The sequence below is a fragment of the Streptomyces sp. GL_140 genome, from assembly GCF_057834465.1.
The window spans coordinates 3,647,201-3,663,513 of the sequence record NZ_CM174404.1; the positions used below are offsets into that span (position 1 = coordinate 3,647,201).

Sequence of the window (16,313 nt, forward strand, 5' to 3'; positions counted from 1 at the left end):
GCGGTCAGGGTCGGCCGCCGCGGCGTGTCCTGACCTGCCGCACCCGGGGTCTACGTACGGTCCTTCGCAAGGGGCTGAGTGGACGGGAGTGCCCGTGGCGGTGGTGGACGCGTGCGATGAATGGAGTCCTCTGCGGGAGGTGGTGGTCGGCACCGCGTACGGGGCGATGTTCCCCGACGAGGACCGCCGCATGATCGAGGCCACCATGCCGCGCGAGCACTGGGACGAGTTCCGGCCCGGGCACCCGTTCCCGGTATGGATCACCGAAGCCGCGGAGCAGGAACTCCAGTCGCTGGCGGAACTACTGGAGTCCATGGACTGCCGCGTCCACCGCCCGCAGCGCGTCCCCTGGGAGGGGCTCGGCGGGTACTGCGCGACCATGCCCCGCGACAGCCTGCTCGTGATGGGCGACCGCATCATCGAAGCCCCCATGGCCTGGCGCAGCCGCCAGCACGAACTGCTCGCCTACTGGCCGCTGATCCAGCGGTGGCGGCAGGCAGGCGCACGCTGGCTGCCGGCCGACGTCGACCTCGGCATGGACCTCCTGGAGACCGGACCGCGCGAACCCGGGTCACGATGGGTGATCGGTGAAGGCAGACCCGCATGGGACGCCGCCGACTTCCTGCGCCTGGGACCCAGCACCATCGTGGGCCAGCTCAGCCACGTCACCAACCGCTCCGGCATCGACCACCTGCGCGCGCGGCTCGGACCCGACACCCGCGTGCATCTGCTGCAGCCCGACGATCCCCACGCCATGCACATCGACGCGACCCTGTGCCCACTGCGCGAGGGACTCGCCCTCTACAACCCGGACCGCATCACCCCGGACACGATGCGCGGCACGCCGCTGGAGGGGTGGGAACTGGTACCCGCGCCACGGCCCGAACCGAACACCGGACCCCCGCCGCGATACATGACGAGCGCGTGGCTGAGCATCAACCTCCTCGTCGTCGACGACCAGCACGTCCTCGTCGAAGCCCAGGACGAGAAGCTCCAGAACCTGCTGACCTCGCTCGGCTTCACACCCCTGCCCTCCCCCTTCCGCAACGTCCAGGCCCTGGGGGGCTCCTTCCACTGCGCCACCCTCGACATCCGTCGGGACCGCCGAACATGGACGGCGTGAGGTTGAGCAGCGGCACGCGCGGGCGTACACGATTTTTTGGGGTGCTGAATCGGGTGCGGACGGCTCAGATGTAGGGGCCGAGGGAGAAGTCTGACTACTGGACCATCCAGGTGGGATGCCCGTCTTTGCTTACGTGTTTGGGTTTGGAGTGTCCACATCACCGGAATCCTGCGCTTCGGGCGGATCTTGCCCCCACGCCGAAAGGAATCGATCACATGAAGCGCATCACGCGAAAGGTGATGGGGCTTTCCGCAGTTGTCGCAACGGCAGCGGCGGTCACCATTCTCCCAGCGCCTCACGCGCAGGCCGGCACACAGCTCCTCGTCCACCCCGCGCAGATCGGCATCCAGTTCAACGCCGACGGCAACGCCGGCCAGTGCGGTGGAAGAACAGGGGAGCAGTGGGTATTCGATCGGGACTGGACCGAAGCGATCCGCTTCGACACCGACTCGCGCCCGGGCGGTTGCCGACTCGCCTTCGGTATCTACGACCCGGACAACTATTTCGCGGGCACGTCCATCACTTACCGCTTCCAGTCCAGCCCCGGCGGGAACGCCGCCCAGTGCGGAAACCAGGGCACACACCAAATGCCGATCCAGCGGACATCCCGGGCCTTCGGCCCGAGCATCCGGATCGACACCGACAACCGACCGGGCGGATGCCATCTCACCTTCGCCCTGTCGAGCCCCATCGGCATGGGAATCGACGTCGATTACTCCTCAGATGGCAACCGCGGCCAGTGCGGAAATGCCCTCCCCTCCCCTGGCTTCCCCAGTCCTGTGGGCAACGACCGCGCAGTGACGATTGACATCGACACCGACGACCGCTTCGGCGGCTGCCAGCTTCAGCTCCGGCTCCGCTCCTTCTAGTTGCATGCGAACACGTACCAACACCCAGGCGGCGATGGCTCCCGGGTCCTAAAGGATCCCGGGAGCCATCGCCGCCTGGTTTACCTCGGATGGATTCCGCCCCGCTTGTGAACCAGATTCGTTCAGCCGTCGCCGACACAAATGAAGCGTTCATGACGTTGGCGCCGAAGCGCGCCACTACCCCCGGCTCTTGACGACGGTATGTTGATCTACGTGCAGTGGCTTCGGCTCGCCGAGTTCGGCTGAGTCTGGCTCTTTCCTCACCGCGGAGGTCCCCGCGCGGACGCCCACCCCCCTCTCGGGGTGGGTCGGTTCCCCGGCAGACGTCGAGGGACGGGGCCTCCCTCGTGTCCGGCTGCCGTCCCGGAATCGGACAGCAGACCCTTGCAGATCCAGAAATACTCGCGGCGCGGCATCACGCGCATCCTGTGGCTTAAGGCCGTCAAAGACCTTGGCAACCTTCCTACTCGGGCGGAGCTGACCGCCGGTACCGACCTGACGAACGCCATCGCGGCGATCGACGGCTGGTCGCTGTCGAACCAGGCGATCGAGACTCCAGATCTGGGCTCGACGTTCGAGTCGAAGATCCCCGGCACTGATCAGGCGGACGACTCCTCCCTCGGGTTCTACGAGGACAAGGTCGCCGACGAGGTCGAGCAGCTCCTGACGAAGGACTCGACCGGCTGGGTGGTGATCCTCCGCAAGGGCGACATCCCCGGCAGCCGGTCCATGGACGTCTTCCCGGTGCGGATCGGCTCCCGGTCCCCGCAGTACTCCGTCGACAACGAGGCCGCCAAGTTCACGGTCGCGTTCTCGATCACGGAGAAGCCGCTCCAGGACGCCGTGGTGCCGCCCGCCGGCCCGAAGACGCTGCCCGGTACCCCGTGACCTCCCGGCCGGGCCTGCCGCGTCCCTGCGCCCCATCCGTTGTTGGCGTGCGCTCGACGCAGGCCCGGCCGGGCCCCTCTCCCCTTCTCTCCTTGGAGACACCTCTGATGTCTGGCACCACCACGTCCCCCGCTCCGCCCGAGCCCGCTGTTGCCCGTGACGCCCACTGGGCCAGCAAGCTCGCCCGTCTCCGCGCCCGACAGCTCCCGGAGCAGGTCCTCCAGCTGTGCGACGACGTGGCCGCGCAGAAGCGTCTCGACCAGGCGAAGCTGAACCTGGCCCGTCTGCGCATGGCTGATGCGGAGACGGGCGGTGAGCAGGCCGAACTTGAGGCGGCGCAGGCCGAGCTGGTCGCGGCGCAGGCCGCTTACGACGAGGTGTCGGATCGGCTCGTGTTCAGGGCTCTGCCGCGTCCGGTCCTCGACGGGCTGATCCGGCAGAACCCTCCGACGGAGGACCAGGCGGAGACCGGTGATGCCTGGAACCCGGAGAGCTTCCCGCCGGCGCTGGTGGCCGCCGCGCACATCGAGCGGGATGAGGACGGCCAGGTGGTGGAGGGCCTGACCGTGGAGGACGCCCGGGAGCTCCTGGACAGCTGGCCGATCGCGGAGTCCAACGCCCTGTTCGCGGCGGCCTGGCAGGCGCAGCAGATCAACCGGTCGACGGTCACGGAGCTGGGAAAAGGCTGATCGCTGACGGTCAGCTCCGGGCCGAGCTGGAGGTGTGCGACCGGTACCGGATCTCGCACTCGTTCTTCCTCGGCGCCGGAGACGGCCGCTGGTCGGAGGGCGATCGGGCGAAGGCGCTGGCCTATGAGGCGTACCGGCGCAGCGTGTGCGAGCAGTGCGGCACGCGGGGCGCGGAGTGGGACGAGGAGGCGGGTGGTGACCGGCACGCGTACGTGAGCACGACGGTCCGGTGCGTGGGCTGTGAGCTGATCGCCACGGAGCAGCAGCAGGTACCGGACGGGCCGGACGGGTACGGCGTACGGATCGGGCTGATCCCCCGCGCTGCTGCCGAGGCGCAGGCCGGGGACCGTGCGGCCGGGAGCACTACGGTGGACTGAGTTGGACGTGCGGGCCGTTAGCGGCCCGCACGCACCGCTTGGGGGCGGTGGGGCGCACGAGGTAGGCGCGCGGGGAGTAAGGGCACCGGCCAGGTGTCGAGCTACACGCTCAGCGTGCAGATGCGCGCCGACGCGGCGCAACTGCTGTCCAGCATCCGTGGCGCCTCCGGCGCGCTGCGGTCCCTCGGCCGTGATGTCGATTCGCTCCACCGCACCCTTGGCCGTGTCGGCTCCGGCTCCGCCGGGCTGCGCGGGATCTCCACCGATGCCGATGGTGCACGGCGTGCTCTTCGGCAGGCCGGTTCGGATGGCGACGCGTCGATGCGCCAGCTGCGGCGGGGGCTCATCGGGGCCCGGCAGGAGGCGCACCACCTGCGGAGCCTGGTGGCCGGTGGCGGCATCGTCGCCGGTCTCGCGGAGATCGCCCGGGAGGGCAACGAGTACCAGCGCGCCATCCAGAAGTGGGGCGCGGTCACGAACGCCTCCGGCCAGGAGATGGTCATGGCCGCGGCCAAGGCCCGTGAGCTTGGCTCCGACCTCAAGATCCCCGGCACTTCGGCCTCGAAGGCCGCGGACGCGATGCTGGAGCTCGCGAAGGCGGGCCAGACCTCCACGTCGTCCATCGCGAACGCTCGGGCGGCGATGCAGCTCGCCGCAGCCGACAATCTGTCCGCTGCCGACGCCGCCCGGTATCTCGGTGACGTCATGGACCAATTCGGTCTCAGCTCGAACAACGCGGGCCGAGCCGCTGACGTCCTTGCGGCCGGCGCGAACGCGGCCTCCGGTGGGCTCCAGGACATCTACTACGCGATGTCGTACACGGGCCCCATTGCTGCGCAGTTGGGGGTCTCGCTGGAAGACACCGCGTCGGCAGTCGCGATGCTCGCCAGGTCGGGCATCCTCGGCTCGAAGGCAGGAACGTCCCTGCGGGGCATCTTCACGAACTTGGCGGCGCCGACCAAGCGGATGAAGGAGGGCCTGTCCGAGCTGGGTATCGAGGCCTGGGACGCGCAGGGCAACTTCAAGGGCCTGCGGGACGTCGTCGACGGGTTCGAGAAGGCTCAGCACCGGCTTAGCCCAAAGGACTTCGCAGCCTCCCTCTCGAAGGTCGTGGGTAAGCCTGCACTCCAGGGTGCGATGGCCCTCGCCCATCAGGGTGTCGAGAGCTTCGACCAGATGCGGACGGCGATCGGCCGTACCGGTGCGGCCGGTGAGATCGCCGCCTCCCAGACCAAGGGCCTCGCCGGTGCCCTCAACCAGTTGAAGAGCCAGGCGAAGAACAGCGGGCAGGTCCTCTACACGGCGGCCGCGCCCGCGCTGGAGAAGCTGACCCGCCTGACGACGAAGGTTCTCGGCTCGGGCACTCCGGCCGTCGCCGGTGCCTTGGACTACCTCCACGACCTCTACACCCTGGCGAGGCCGTCCGCGTCGAAGGCTGCCGCGAGCGGGCTGGCCGAGGTCCGTGATGTTCTCGGCAGCCTCGGGGCTCCGGTGAAGAACCTGGCCTTCGACGCGCTCGCTTCGGCGATCAACGTGGTGGTCAACGCCGGCCGGGCCGCTCTCGACATCTTCAGGAACCTGGGCCAGGGCCTCGAACCAGTCGCGGACGCGCTGTCCGACGTGGCGAGCGAGAGCGGGGCCGGGGCGACCGCCCTGGACATCATCGTCACCGCCCTGAACCTGACGAGCAGCGCGGCCTCGTACGTGTCCGGTGCGCTCAAGCCGATCGGTGAGGTGGTGGCCTGGCTGGTGCGCGGGTTCTCCGCGCTACCGGGCCCGGTACAGACCGCGATCATCGCGATGATGATGGCCAGCCGGGTCGCTCCGACGATGACCCGCCTCGCTGGAACGGTGTCGGGGCCGGTTGTCGGCGCGTACCGGTCGTGGGGCGAACAGATGCGCGTGCAGTCCACGCTCGCCGCCGCCCAAGGCCAGTCCGTGGGCCGTATCGGCTCGGCCCTCGCCGTGCTCCAGACCCGCATCCCGATCGTCGGGCAGATGAGCGCCGCGTTCCGGGCCGCCGAGGGTCCGGCATCCGGTCTGGCCAGGTCGATCGGCGTCGGGCTGGGCGGCGCCGCCCGCGGGCTGATGGGTGCGCTCGGCGGCCCGTGGGGTGTCGCCATCGCCGCAGCCGGTATCGGCTTGTCCATGCTGGCCTCCTCCCAGCAGAAGGCCGCGCAGGCTGCCGCCGATCACCAGCAGCGGATCAGCGGCCTGTCCCAGGCACTGCGGGAGTCCAACGGTGCGATCACCGACAGCGTCCGCGGGGCCGCCGCGCAGGCTGTCATGGACGCGAAGGTCTTCGACGGCAAGGCACGCCTGGTCGACGTGATGGAGAAGGCCGGGGTCAACGCCCGGCAGCTCACCAACGCCTACCTCGGGCAGGACGGCGGACTCAACGCCCTCCAGAAGAGCTTGCAGAGCACCGCCGACGCCAACCGCGAGTTGATCGTCACCTCTGGTGGCGGTCAGTACACCTACACGCAGCAGGGTGTCGCCTACGCGAAGGCCGCCGAGGCGTTGGGGTCGGTCAAGGGCGAGATGTCGCAGGCCGTGAAGGACGCCAAGAACCTCGCGGACGCGACCGGCTCGGGCGCCAAGTCCGCCGCCGACAGCGTGGGCCCGTTCGGGAAGTTCTCCGACGCGATGCGCCGCCTCTCGGACAGTACGGCCGATGCGGATACCCGGGCCCGAGCCCTGCACGACGCCTTGAACATCCTGGCCGGCGGGTCGGTGAACCTGTCGGCGGCCGAAGCCCGCCTGAACCGCAGCGTCCTGGACGCGTCCGATGCGCTGAAGGGCGGCGTCGACCACGCTGAGGGGTACGGCAAGGTCCTGCTGAACATGGACGGTTCGCTGTCCACGGTGACGCGCAACGGGCAGAAGCTGTTCGATGTACTGCAAGGGCTGTCGACGAACTCGGCGGACGCGGCCCTGGCGGCGTACCAGTTCGCGGAGGCCAACGGGAAGAGCGTCCCGGAAGCCCTCCAGGCGGCGCAGAAGCAGATGCAGTCCGCGCGTGATTCTGCGATCTCGACGGCTAAGGGCTTCGGGCTGTCGGCCGAGCAGGCGGGGAAGCTGGCCGATGCGGCGGGCCTGGTGCCCGAGCAGGTGTCGATCCTCCTCCAGACCGCCGGCATGGATGCGTCGATGGCGGAGCTGATCGCCGTGCAGCAGGCGCTGAAGGCGACACCCGACAACAAGACGGTGACCATCGCGACGCTGTCGAACGAGGCGCGCGAGGACCTGAAGAAGCTCGGGTTCTCCATCACCGACCTGAAGGACCGGCGGGTGCAGGTGACCGCGCCGACCGACTTGGCGCGCACCGACCTGGACGCGCTGATCTCCAAGATCAGCCAGACGCCCGGGGCGAAGCATGTCGCGGTGTCGTCGTCGACGGCGGAGACGATCGCGAGCCTGGAGAACGTCAAGACGGCCATCGCGGGTGTCCCCGGCGGCAAGTCCGTCATCGTGAGCGCGCCGACCGACGTCGCACGCCAGGAGCTGCTGAACCTCGGTTTCTCCATCGAGGCGGTGCCGGGCAGCAAGAACGTGTCGGTGACCGTGCCGACCGGGTCGGCGACGAGCGGGGCCGCGACCATCCAGGGCGCCATCAACGGCATCTACGGGCGCACCGTGACCGTGACCACCGTCCACAACGACATCTGGAGGACCTCGCGGCAGCCGGGCCCGTACATCGATGGCTACCAGTTTGCGAGCGGCGGCATCCTCACGTACGCCTCCGGTGGTGTCCGGGAGAACCACGTCGCGCAGATCGCTCGCGGCGGTGAGTGGCGGGTGTGGGCGGAAGACGAGACCCAGGGCGAGGCGTACATCCCCTTCGCGTCCGGTAAGCGGGCCCGCTCGAAGGCGATCCTCGACCAGGTGGCGCGCCGGTTCGGCGGTGAGGTCACCTACAACGCGTCCGGCGGGCTGTCCGACTGGTCGTACCAGCCTCTCGGCGGGGGCGGGTTCTCCATCAGCGATGTGGTGTCCAAGTCGCAGAAGAAGAAGGGCGACAAGGAAGTCTTCGACCTCGGCCTGTTCGAGTCGAACCTGCGGAGCTCGGTGTCAACGGCGCAGGCGTGGCGCTCCAACCTGACCACCGTCGCCCAGCGGGCCGGCACGGACGTGGCCAAGGCGTTGGAGGACATGGGGGCTGATGGCGTTGAGCTGACCCGGAAGATGGCCACCGGCTCGACCGCCTACGTGCAGGACATGGCTGAACAGCTCAAGCAGCTGTCGGCGACGGCCCGCGGGAGCCTGGCCGACTACACGGCGCAGCTCAAGAACGCGGCGAAGGACAACGCCTCCTTCCAGAGCGCCCTGACCCAGCTGGCGACGAACGGCTTCGGTGCGCTCGCGGAGCGGCTGGCGCAGCAGAACGATGCGAGCGCGGAAGCCCTCGCGCAGGAGGCGGTACGCGACCACGGCAAGGCGGAGAAGGCGAACGAGGCGGCGAAGGCTGCGGGCAAGTCTCTGGACGGGGAGCAGCTGACCGACCTGGTGAAGCTGATCGGTGCGCTCGGTGCCGGCCGTGGCATTCACGATGTCGCGGACGTGACCGGGCTCGGTGAGGACCGTCTGATCGAGGTCGCGAACCTGGCGTCGTCCCAGCTGCGGAGCACAGGGGCTCGAGGCGAGCGGTTCCTCTCGGACCTGGTGAAGGCGAACCGGGGACTGGCCTACGCGAACGGCGGTATCTGGGAGCCGGGTGTCTACGGCGGCGCCGGGGCGTCCCGGGGGCTGATCAAGTTCGCGGAGCCCGAGACCGGTGGCGAGTCGTACATCCCGCTTGCTGCGGCGAAGCGAGGCAGAGCTACAGCCGTACTCGGTGCGACCGCAGGGAAGTTCGGCTATGGGCTGGTACCGCGCAAGCTCGTGGATGCAGGAAGTGGCCGCGCGCAGATCGTCGTGGTGCAGCAGTCGCCCGCGATCGGTACGCAGACCATCCACGTAGCGAACAGCCCGGCCTCCGCGAACGACATCGCTGCGTCCATGGCGTACCAGCTGCGGCGGGCGCAGCGCGGGGGGCTGCGATGACCGCCGTGCTGAAAGACTTCCAGGTGGAGCTGGGTGGTGTCGTCATCGGGTACGGCACGCGCGTGCCCATGGCGGAGATCGAGGGCCTGGGCCGGGCCCCGGTACGTGGTGATGTCGTGCCACGGCCGGGCGCGGACGGGGCGTGGGCGGGCACCGACTGGTACGAGGCCCGGACGATCCGTATCGACTGCGGCATCAAGACGCCCGGGGACCCGGCGGCCGGCGTGGAGATCCTCTCCGACCTGCAAGAACTCGCGGATGCTGCCGCTGCCCGTACGGCGCCGGGCGCCGTGATGCCGCTGCGGATCAAGTGGCCTGGTCGTGAGACGCGCGTCCTTTTCGGCCGACTGCGCCGGGTGGATCCGTCGTGGGAGAACGCGGCTGTCGGCTGGATCCCCCTGGATATCGAGTTTGTGGCCGTCGACCCCCGCTTCTACGCGGATACGACGTCCGCGCTGAGGCTGTCGCTGTCCCGGCAGGACCTCGGCGGGCTGAAGGCGCCGCTGGTCGCTCCGCTGAACACGGGTATCTCGCTGCCGGACGAGCGGCGCGGCTGGGTCCGTAACGACGGGACCCTCCCGGCGTGGCCGACCCTGCGGATCACCGGCCCGTGCATCGACCCCCGCATCTACATACCGAAGACGAGCCAGCTCCTCCAGCTGTCCGTGTCGCTGACCACCGGCGAGTACATCGACATCGAGACCCGGCCCGGGACGCGATGGGCGCTGCGCAACGGCACCGAGAACGTCGCCGTGGGCATGTCGACGGACTCCCGGCTGGACCGCTTCCAGATCCCGGTGGGCTCCACCGAGCTGTGGTGGACCGCGCGCGGCTACTCCTCGGCCTCCCGCCTGTCGGTGACGTGGCGGGCCGCCTTCAAATCCCTGTAACCACCTCCTGAAGGACTCCCTGCTCATGACACTGATCAACCCCCCTCTCCTCGTCCACGGCGGCACGCACGCGGCCCGCGCTTTCCGCATGATGGTGAGGGACCTGAGTCACGGCGCTCAGGGCATCACCGAGACGGACGACCTGCGCGTCACCCAGCTCGCGACGCCGGGTATCGGTGTCCGCGTCGGTGACGGCTCGGCGGTCATCCGCGGCGCCATGGCGTGGGGGCAGGGCAGCTACACGCAGTACAACGTGGGCTCCCAGAGCGTGCCGATCGCGCCGACCGGGGTCTCGGGCCGCTCGGACCTTCTCGTGCTGCGCGTCGAGGACCCCGAGTACGAGGGAGTGCGGAACCCGGAGAAGGACGACATCGGGTACTTCCACGTGATCTCCAACGTGGCGGCGAACACGGTGAAGCCGCCGGCCGGGATGACGGCCGTCGCGCTCGCCAGGATCGACCTCCCGGCGAACGCCAAGGTCGTCACCGACTCGATGATCAAGGATGTGCGCACCATCGCGAACCCGAGGCGGGAGCGGCAGCTGCACACCGCTTCGCCGGGCGCGGATCAGAACTGGCAGGGGAACTCGGGCACCTGGGCCGACTGGCCGCCGGCCTCCCGCTTCGACATACGCGTCCCCACGTGGGCCCGACGCGCCCGCATCGTCATGACGATCTCCGGCCTCCAGGTCATGGGGAGCATCTGGGGCTCCACCGCGTTCCGGCTAGGCGGTATCCAGGGCCAGTCGATCATGATCGACGACGGCAGTACCCACGGGGACGGATCCGTCCGCATCAACGCCATCGCCGCGGACACCATCGACATCCCCGCCGACATCCGGGGCACCACCCAGCGGCTCCAGGGCCTGGTCTTCCTCACGAAGGACAACGCGGGCTCCCTACAGGCCGACGTCGTCACCACGGTCATCGCTGACCTGGAGTTCGAGGAAGGCATCTGACCATGCCCGCCTACCGCTACCGAGTCCACGATGCCCTGAGCGGCGCTGTGCTCGTCCATGATCTTCCGCTGTCCGGTGTCGAGTTCGGGCCCGGCCTGTCGGAGCCCGGTGACCTGTCGGGCGAGGTCCCCGTTCCGTTCCAGAACCTGGTGGGCTCCACCATCAGCCCCGCGAACACCGTGCTGACGGTGGAGCGCGACGACACCGTGCTGTGGGGCGGGCTGATCTGGAGGGCCGAGCCGGAGGGCGACAAGTTCCCTATCGAGGCGGGCGGCTGGGGCTCCTACCTTCACCGCCGGCATGACGTGCACGGGCAGCTCGACGGGCGCGGCCCCTACGTCCACGCGGATGCCTGCCAGGTCATCCGCGATGTGTGGGCCTACGCGCAGAGCCAGCCGGATGGCGATCTCAACGTGCTGGTCGACCCGTCGACGAGCCGCACGAAGGTGGGCACGCCCGCGGAGCCGTACAAGGTCGATTGGTGGGAGGCCCCTGTGCTGGGCGATGTCGTGGAGGACATGACGAAGATCGAGGGCGGCCCGGAGTGGACGGAGGACACCGTCTTCTCGGAGGGCCGTCCGGCCGGGCAGATCCGTCTTGGGTGGCCGCGCCTGGGGACCCGGCGTACCGACATCATGTTCGCGACCGGGGCGAACATCTCTGCGGTCGCGCCGGTGACGTACGACGGGGACGAGTACGCGCAGGTGATCATCGCGCTCGGTGCCGGCGAGGGCCGGGGGCGTCGGCGTGCCATCGACGCCGTGCGTAACGGGCGCCTGCGCATGGAACGGATCCTCGAGATACCCGCGGAGAAGGGCAACGACCGTCTCGCTACGCGGGCCCGCCGTGAGCGCATCGCCCGGCAGGCTCTCGGCGAGGTCCACGAGATCCAGATCGTCGACCATCCGTCGGCGCCCGTCGGGTCGTGGCAGGTCGGCGACGACGTACGGGTCCGGATCCATGACCAGTGGGTGAACTGGGTCGGCTGGTGCCGGATCACCGGCTGGCGGATCCGGCCTCCCCAGGGGGACGACGGAGAGCGGGTCACGCTGTCGCTGGCTCGCGCTGACCGATTCGTCTACGGGGGCTGATGTGGCGAACCATCTGGAACAGATCGCCGCCCGGCTCGCGGATGTTGAGCGCAGGCTCACCGGGCAGGCCCGCACGTCGAGCCTGGCGTACTCCTCGTTGGAGGCGGGTGCGATCGAGGTGTACGACGAGGAAGGTGTCCTGACGGGGACGGTCGGCGTGCAGTTCGACGGGACGACCGGCGTCGCAACGTTCAACGGTCCTCCTCCGCCGACTCCCACCGTCCCGCAGGTCGTACCCGTGCTGGGTGGACTGCGGATCGGCTGGGATGGCGGGTTCACCGATGCGACGGCCCCGCCGCTGAACTTGGGCCGGGTCCAGGTGCATCTCCTGCTGTCGGCCGACGAGCAGGTAGATGTCCGGAATCCGGCGGCGACGATCGAGGGCGCGTCGGGGGCGACGGTGACGGTCGCGGTCAGCGACTACGTGCCCCGCCATGTCCGGCTCGTGGCGCTCACGACCGCCGGCATTCCCGGCCCGGTCTCCGCTGCGCGGATCGCGGAGGCACGCCAGGCCGTGGGGCAGGACCTCCTCGACGGGATCGTGTCGGAGGTCAAGCTCGCCGAGAAGGCCGTGACCGACACGAAGATCGCGGTCGGTGCGGTGAAGACGGCCGCGCTCGCGGACGGTGCTGTGTTGGCGGCGAAGCTCGCGAAGGCGTCGGTGACCGGCGACAAGATCGGCTCGGGCGCCGTCACCCTGAACGCGATCGGTGGCACCTTGGCCGACGGCATCACCCAGCACTACGTGGATGCGCTCGGTGACCCGGCCGCGTGGGCTCAGGTCGCGGTGGGGGCCGGGGCCAAGTGGGAGTTCTTGACGGGTGTCCCGGATGCCCCGACCGGGCGGACTGTCGGGCAGGCCAGCGGCTACGCCGTGGTGCGCGGGACCACTCCGATCCCGTACGACCCCGACACCCTCTACCGGGTGTCAGCGCGAGTACGGACGACCAGTCCATCCGCGTCGGGGACCGACGACCTGTACGTGGGCGTGATGGGGTTCGCAGCGGACGGCACCACGATGGTGAACCGGACCGGAGCCAACTCGACGGGCACCCACTACTACTGCGCGGCATCCCGGACGCCCTTGGACGCCGGTTCGGGGTGGCAGGTGTTCACCGGCTATCTGCGCGGCCGTGCGCCGGCCGGGGTGACCGGAACGGCAGGGGTTTGCCCGGACCCGCGGGCCCCGGGCAAGCTCCACGACCAGGTGCGCTTCCTCGTGCCGCTCCTCTTCCTCAACTACGAGTCCACCCCGACGGGTTCGAACAGCTCGACCGGGATCATGCAGGTGGACGCGGTCACTGTCGAGATCCTCAAGACGGGCATCGTCGACAGCAGCAACCTCGTTGCCGGATCGGTGACGACGGGCGCCCTCGCGACGGATTCGGTGACGGCGGGCAAGGTCGCCGCGGACACGATCAGCGGCCGGGAGCTCCAGGCCGCCACGGTTTCTGCCGGGCACGTCGTCGCTGGCGCGATCACCACGGACAAGCTGACCGTGGTCGGCACCGCGAACATCCTCGCGGACCCATCCTTCGAGGGCGCCCCGACCGTGGCCCTGACGGCGGCCATCCCCTACGCGACCCAGGACAAGACCCGCGGGAACGGGTCCTCTGCGTCGCTGCGCATCGACGCCGTGTCCGCGACAGCCGTGTACCGCGCGGTGGACCTCACTCTGCTCCCGGCCACCCCTGGAGATCAGCTCTACCTGGCCAGCGACTACTTCGCCTCCGAGGACTGGGCGGGAGCGGAGGTCAGTTTCCACATGCGGTGGGAGGCCGCGGACGGGAAGATCCTCAGCTACAGCAAGGCCCGCACGACAAGCCCGGTGCGCGGGCAGTGGGCCCGTTTGTCAGCCACCGTCACGGCACCGGACGGCGCGGTCCGTGCTCGTGCGCGGGTCGAGTCCGGCGCCAGCACGGCGGGAACGTTGTGGTGGGACAACGCCTGCGTCCGGCCGATCGTGGCCGGCGTGCAGATCGCGGACGGGGCGATCACCTCGCCGAAGGTGTTCTCGGGTTCGATCACCACGGACAAGCTCGCGGCGTTGACGGTGACGGCGGAGAAGATCGCCGCCTCCTCCATCACTGCGGACAAGGTGGCCGCGCTGGCTATTACGGCGGAGAAGCTGGCCGTGAACTCGGTGACGGCATCGGCCATCGCCGCCGGAGCGGTTGAGGCCATCCACGTCAAGGCAGGGTCGATCTCGGCCGACAAGATCGCGCTGGGTGTCGACGGCAACCTGGTGGCGGATGCCAGCTTCGAGGGCGACGTCGCGTTGAAGCGGGTCGGCACCACCGCCTTCTGGAGCATCGTTACCCCCGGCCGGGACACCCCGAAGGCTCTGCGCGTCGACTGCACGGCGGCCACGCCGACGGACCGCCCGCACACCCTGGGGCAGTTCGCCGCGATGCCCGGCATGCGGATCTGGGCGGCCGCCGACTACCAGATCAGCGCGGACTGGGTGGGCAGGAACGCGACGGTGTACGTCCGCTGGGAGGATGCGGCCGGCGCGACGCTGGGCTACAGCACGGTGGGCAGCGCGAGCGGTGCGGCGGGCAAGGGCTGGCTGTTCATGTCCGGCAACGCCAACTTGGTTGCCCCAGCTCAGACCGTCACGGGCCGTATGCGGGTCGCGGTCAACGATGCGACGGCTGGCACGGTCACGTTCGACAACGTGGTGATCCGGCTGGTGCTGTCGTCCACGAGCTCCGGTGCCCGTGCCGAGATCAGCCCCGAAGGGCTGCGGCTGTACGACCAGGACGGTGAGGAATCGATCTCGCTGGTCACTGGGAGGCCGCAGTACCTCACGATCGCCAACGACGGCGTCCCCGTGGCCACGATCAACCAGGACGGGCACGGTGCGTTCAACGACTTGTCCGTTGCTGGCGTGCTCTCCGTCAACGGCGAGAAGCTGGAGACGCAGCTCTCCGACTTGGCGCGCGGCATCATCGCCGTGCACACGACGACCGCCGGGGTGCAAGCTGCCATGGATACGGAGACCGGCTACATCGAGCTGCCCGTCCGTCTCCAAGCGGACCGGCAGTACCGCATCGTCGTCGACGCCTACGCGGATCCTTCCGCTGGCGGAGGCGAGCTGTTGCTGCTCCTCCGTGACGGCGGGACTGCGGCCCCGACCGTCACCTCGAAGCAGCTCCAGAGCAACGTGGTCCCGGCAGGTGGCGGATGGCAGCGGCTACGCCTTGAGCTGATGGCCTCCGGTGCCGCCCTGGGTGCCGGTGTTCACCGTCTCCTCAGCACCTTCATGTGGCGGTGGGGAGCGACGGGCGGGACCGTCGCCCTCTTCGGGGGCGGCGGGTTCCCGGCGACGATGTACGTCGAGGACGTCGGCCGGGCCATCGCGAACACCGGCGAATTCAACCGCGGTGGTGCCGGTGGCGGAACGGAGCCGACGAAGCCCGCGACCCAGCGGTACGAGAAGACGTACAGCGCGGCATGGTCGGGTACTTACACCAACCGGGGCGGGTACAGCAGCTATCACGGGAGCCAGATGCTCCAGGGTTACTACTCGAGCACCAACGGTCTGACCGCCTCGCTCGTCGGTTTCCCGGCATCGCTGAGCACCGACCTGAGCGGCGCCAAGATCGAGAAGGTCCAGCTGTACGTGTACTTCGAGCACTGGTACTACGCGGACGGCGGTACGGCGGTCATCAAGGCACACAGCCACGGCGCGCGGCCGGGGAGCTTCAGCAGCGACGGCGAGGCGATGAGCGTGTCGTTTCGCCGCAACGAAGGCCGGTGGATCGACATCACGGCCGTCTTCGACGAGACGAAGTGGAGAGGGATCGCTCTGGACCCGAACAGCACGGACAGCACGTACTACGGACGTGCTCACGGCGTCGGCCAGGGGTACCCGCCGCAGCTGAAGGTCACGTACGTGAAGTAGCGGCGGTGCGGGCCGCAGGAGCATCTCTGGGCCCGCCCCTGGGCGTCAGCGCCAGGGGCGTCCTGCCGGCGCACGTACGATCGACTTCAGGCGCGCGGGGCCGTCAGGAGTGATGTCCGTGTCCGTGCCGCCGAGCGCAGAACCGACGCTGTGGGAGCTGCACCGCGCGGTCTCGCAGCTCCGTGAGGACCTGCGTGGAGACCTTGCCCATCTGGCGGCACGGCTCGACCAGGTGGTTACCCAGGACGTGTACCGGGCTGACCAGCGGGCGACAGAGCAGCGCATCGGAGCCGTCGAGGCGGCTCTTGCTGGACTCCGCGGCGAGCACGACCAGGTTGCCGAGCGGGCGGAGCAGCAGCGCCGCGAGGACCAGGCGCAGGCGGCGGCAACTCGCCGCCTGGTGCTCTCGTCGTTCGTGGCGCCGCTGCTGCTGATGGTGCTCCAGCTGTGGCTGGTCACGCAGGGCACGGCTCGCTGA

At 69.4% G+C, this 16,313-nt stretch carries 11 protein-coding genes; all 11 read left to right on the top strand.

Translation table 11 applies throughout. From position 1 onward, the window contains the following. The first annotated feature begins 94 nt into the window (after nt 1-94). The 11 genes from AC3IYJ_RS16815 to AC3IYJ_RS16865 all read left to right on the top strand — a co-directional run bounded on the left by AC3IYJ_RS16815 (nt 95) and on the right by AC3IYJ_RS16865 (nt 16,313). On the top strand, nt 95-1,123 hold the full coding sequence (locus AC3IYJ_RS16815; RefSeq protein WP_489402100.1) for an amidinotransferase: 1,029 nt from the start codon (nt 95-97) through the stop codon (nt 1,121-1,123). Nucleotides 1,124-1,338: 215 nt separating this feature from the next. Further along, nucleotides 1,339-1,992, top strand: coding sequence for a hypothetical protein (locus AC3IYJ_RS16820; RefSeq protein ID WP_489402101.1), 654 nt, complete (start codon nt 1,339-1,341; stop codon nt 1,990-1,992). A 384-nt stretch (nt 1,993-2,376) separates the two neighbouring features. Next, complete coding sequence (locus tag AC3IYJ_RS16825) at nt 2,377-2,880, top strand: phage tail tube protein (RefSeq protein WP_489402102.1); 504 nt, start codon at nt 2,377-2,379, stop codon at nt 2,878-2,880. A gap of 107 nt (nt 2,881-2,987) precedes the next feature. Then, nucleotides 2,988-3,569: a hypothetical protein gene (locus AC3IYJ_RS16830; RefSeq protein WP_489402103.1), complete on the top strand. Its 582-nt coding sequence runs from the start codon at nt 2,988-2,990 to the stop codon at nt 3,567-3,569. 32 nt (nt 3,570-3,601) lie between these two features. Then, on the top strand, nt 3,602-3,946 hold the full coding sequence (locus AC3IYJ_RS16835) for a hypothetical protein (protein ID WP_489402104.1): 345 nt from the start codon (nt 3,602-3,604) through the stop codon (nt 3,944-3,946). A gap of 93 nt (nt 3,947-4,039) precedes the next feature. Further along, nucleotides 4,040-8,989, top strand: coding sequence for a phage tail tape measure protein (locus tag AC3IYJ_RS16840; protein WP_489402105.1), 4,950 nt, complete (start codon nt 4,040-4,042; stop codon nt 8,987-8,989). Beyond that, entirely contained in the window at nt 8,986-9,879 is an 894-nt protein-coding gene (locus AC3IYJ_RS16845; protein WP_489402106.1) for a phage tail family protein, read from the top strand. The genes AC3IYJ_RS16840 and AC3IYJ_RS16845 overlap by 4 nt, the downstream gene beginning before the upstream one ends. Nucleotides 9,880-9,904: 25 nt before the next feature. Then, complete coding sequence (locus AC3IYJ_RS16850) at nt 9,905-10,837, top strand: hypothetical protein (protein WP_489402107.1); 933 nt, start codon at nt 9,905-9,907, stop codon at nt 10,835-10,837. Between the two features lie 2 nt (nt 10,838-10,839). Then, nucleotides 10,840-11,928 (top strand): hypothetical protein, encoded by a 1,089-nt coding sequence (locus tag AC3IYJ_RS16855; RefSeq protein ID WP_489402108.1) that lies wholly within the window; start codon nt 10,840-10,842, stop codon nt 11,926-11,928. Between the two features lies 1 nt (nt 11,929). Continuing rightward, nucleotides 11,930-15,835 carry a hypothetical protein gene (locus AC3IYJ_RS16860; RefSeq protein ID WP_489402109.1) on the top strand — a complete coding sequence of 1,302 codons (3,906 nt, stop codon included), beginning with the start codon at nt 11,930-11,932 and terminating at the stop codon, nt 15,833-15,835. Nucleotides 15,836-15,953: 118 nt separating this feature from the next. Then, nucleotides 15,954-16,313 carry a hypothetical protein gene (locus tag AC3IYJ_RS16865; RefSeq protein ID WP_254386827.1) on the top strand — a complete coding sequence of 120 codons (360 nt, stop codon included), beginning with the start codon at nt 15,954-15,956 and terminating at the stop codon, nt 16,311-16,313.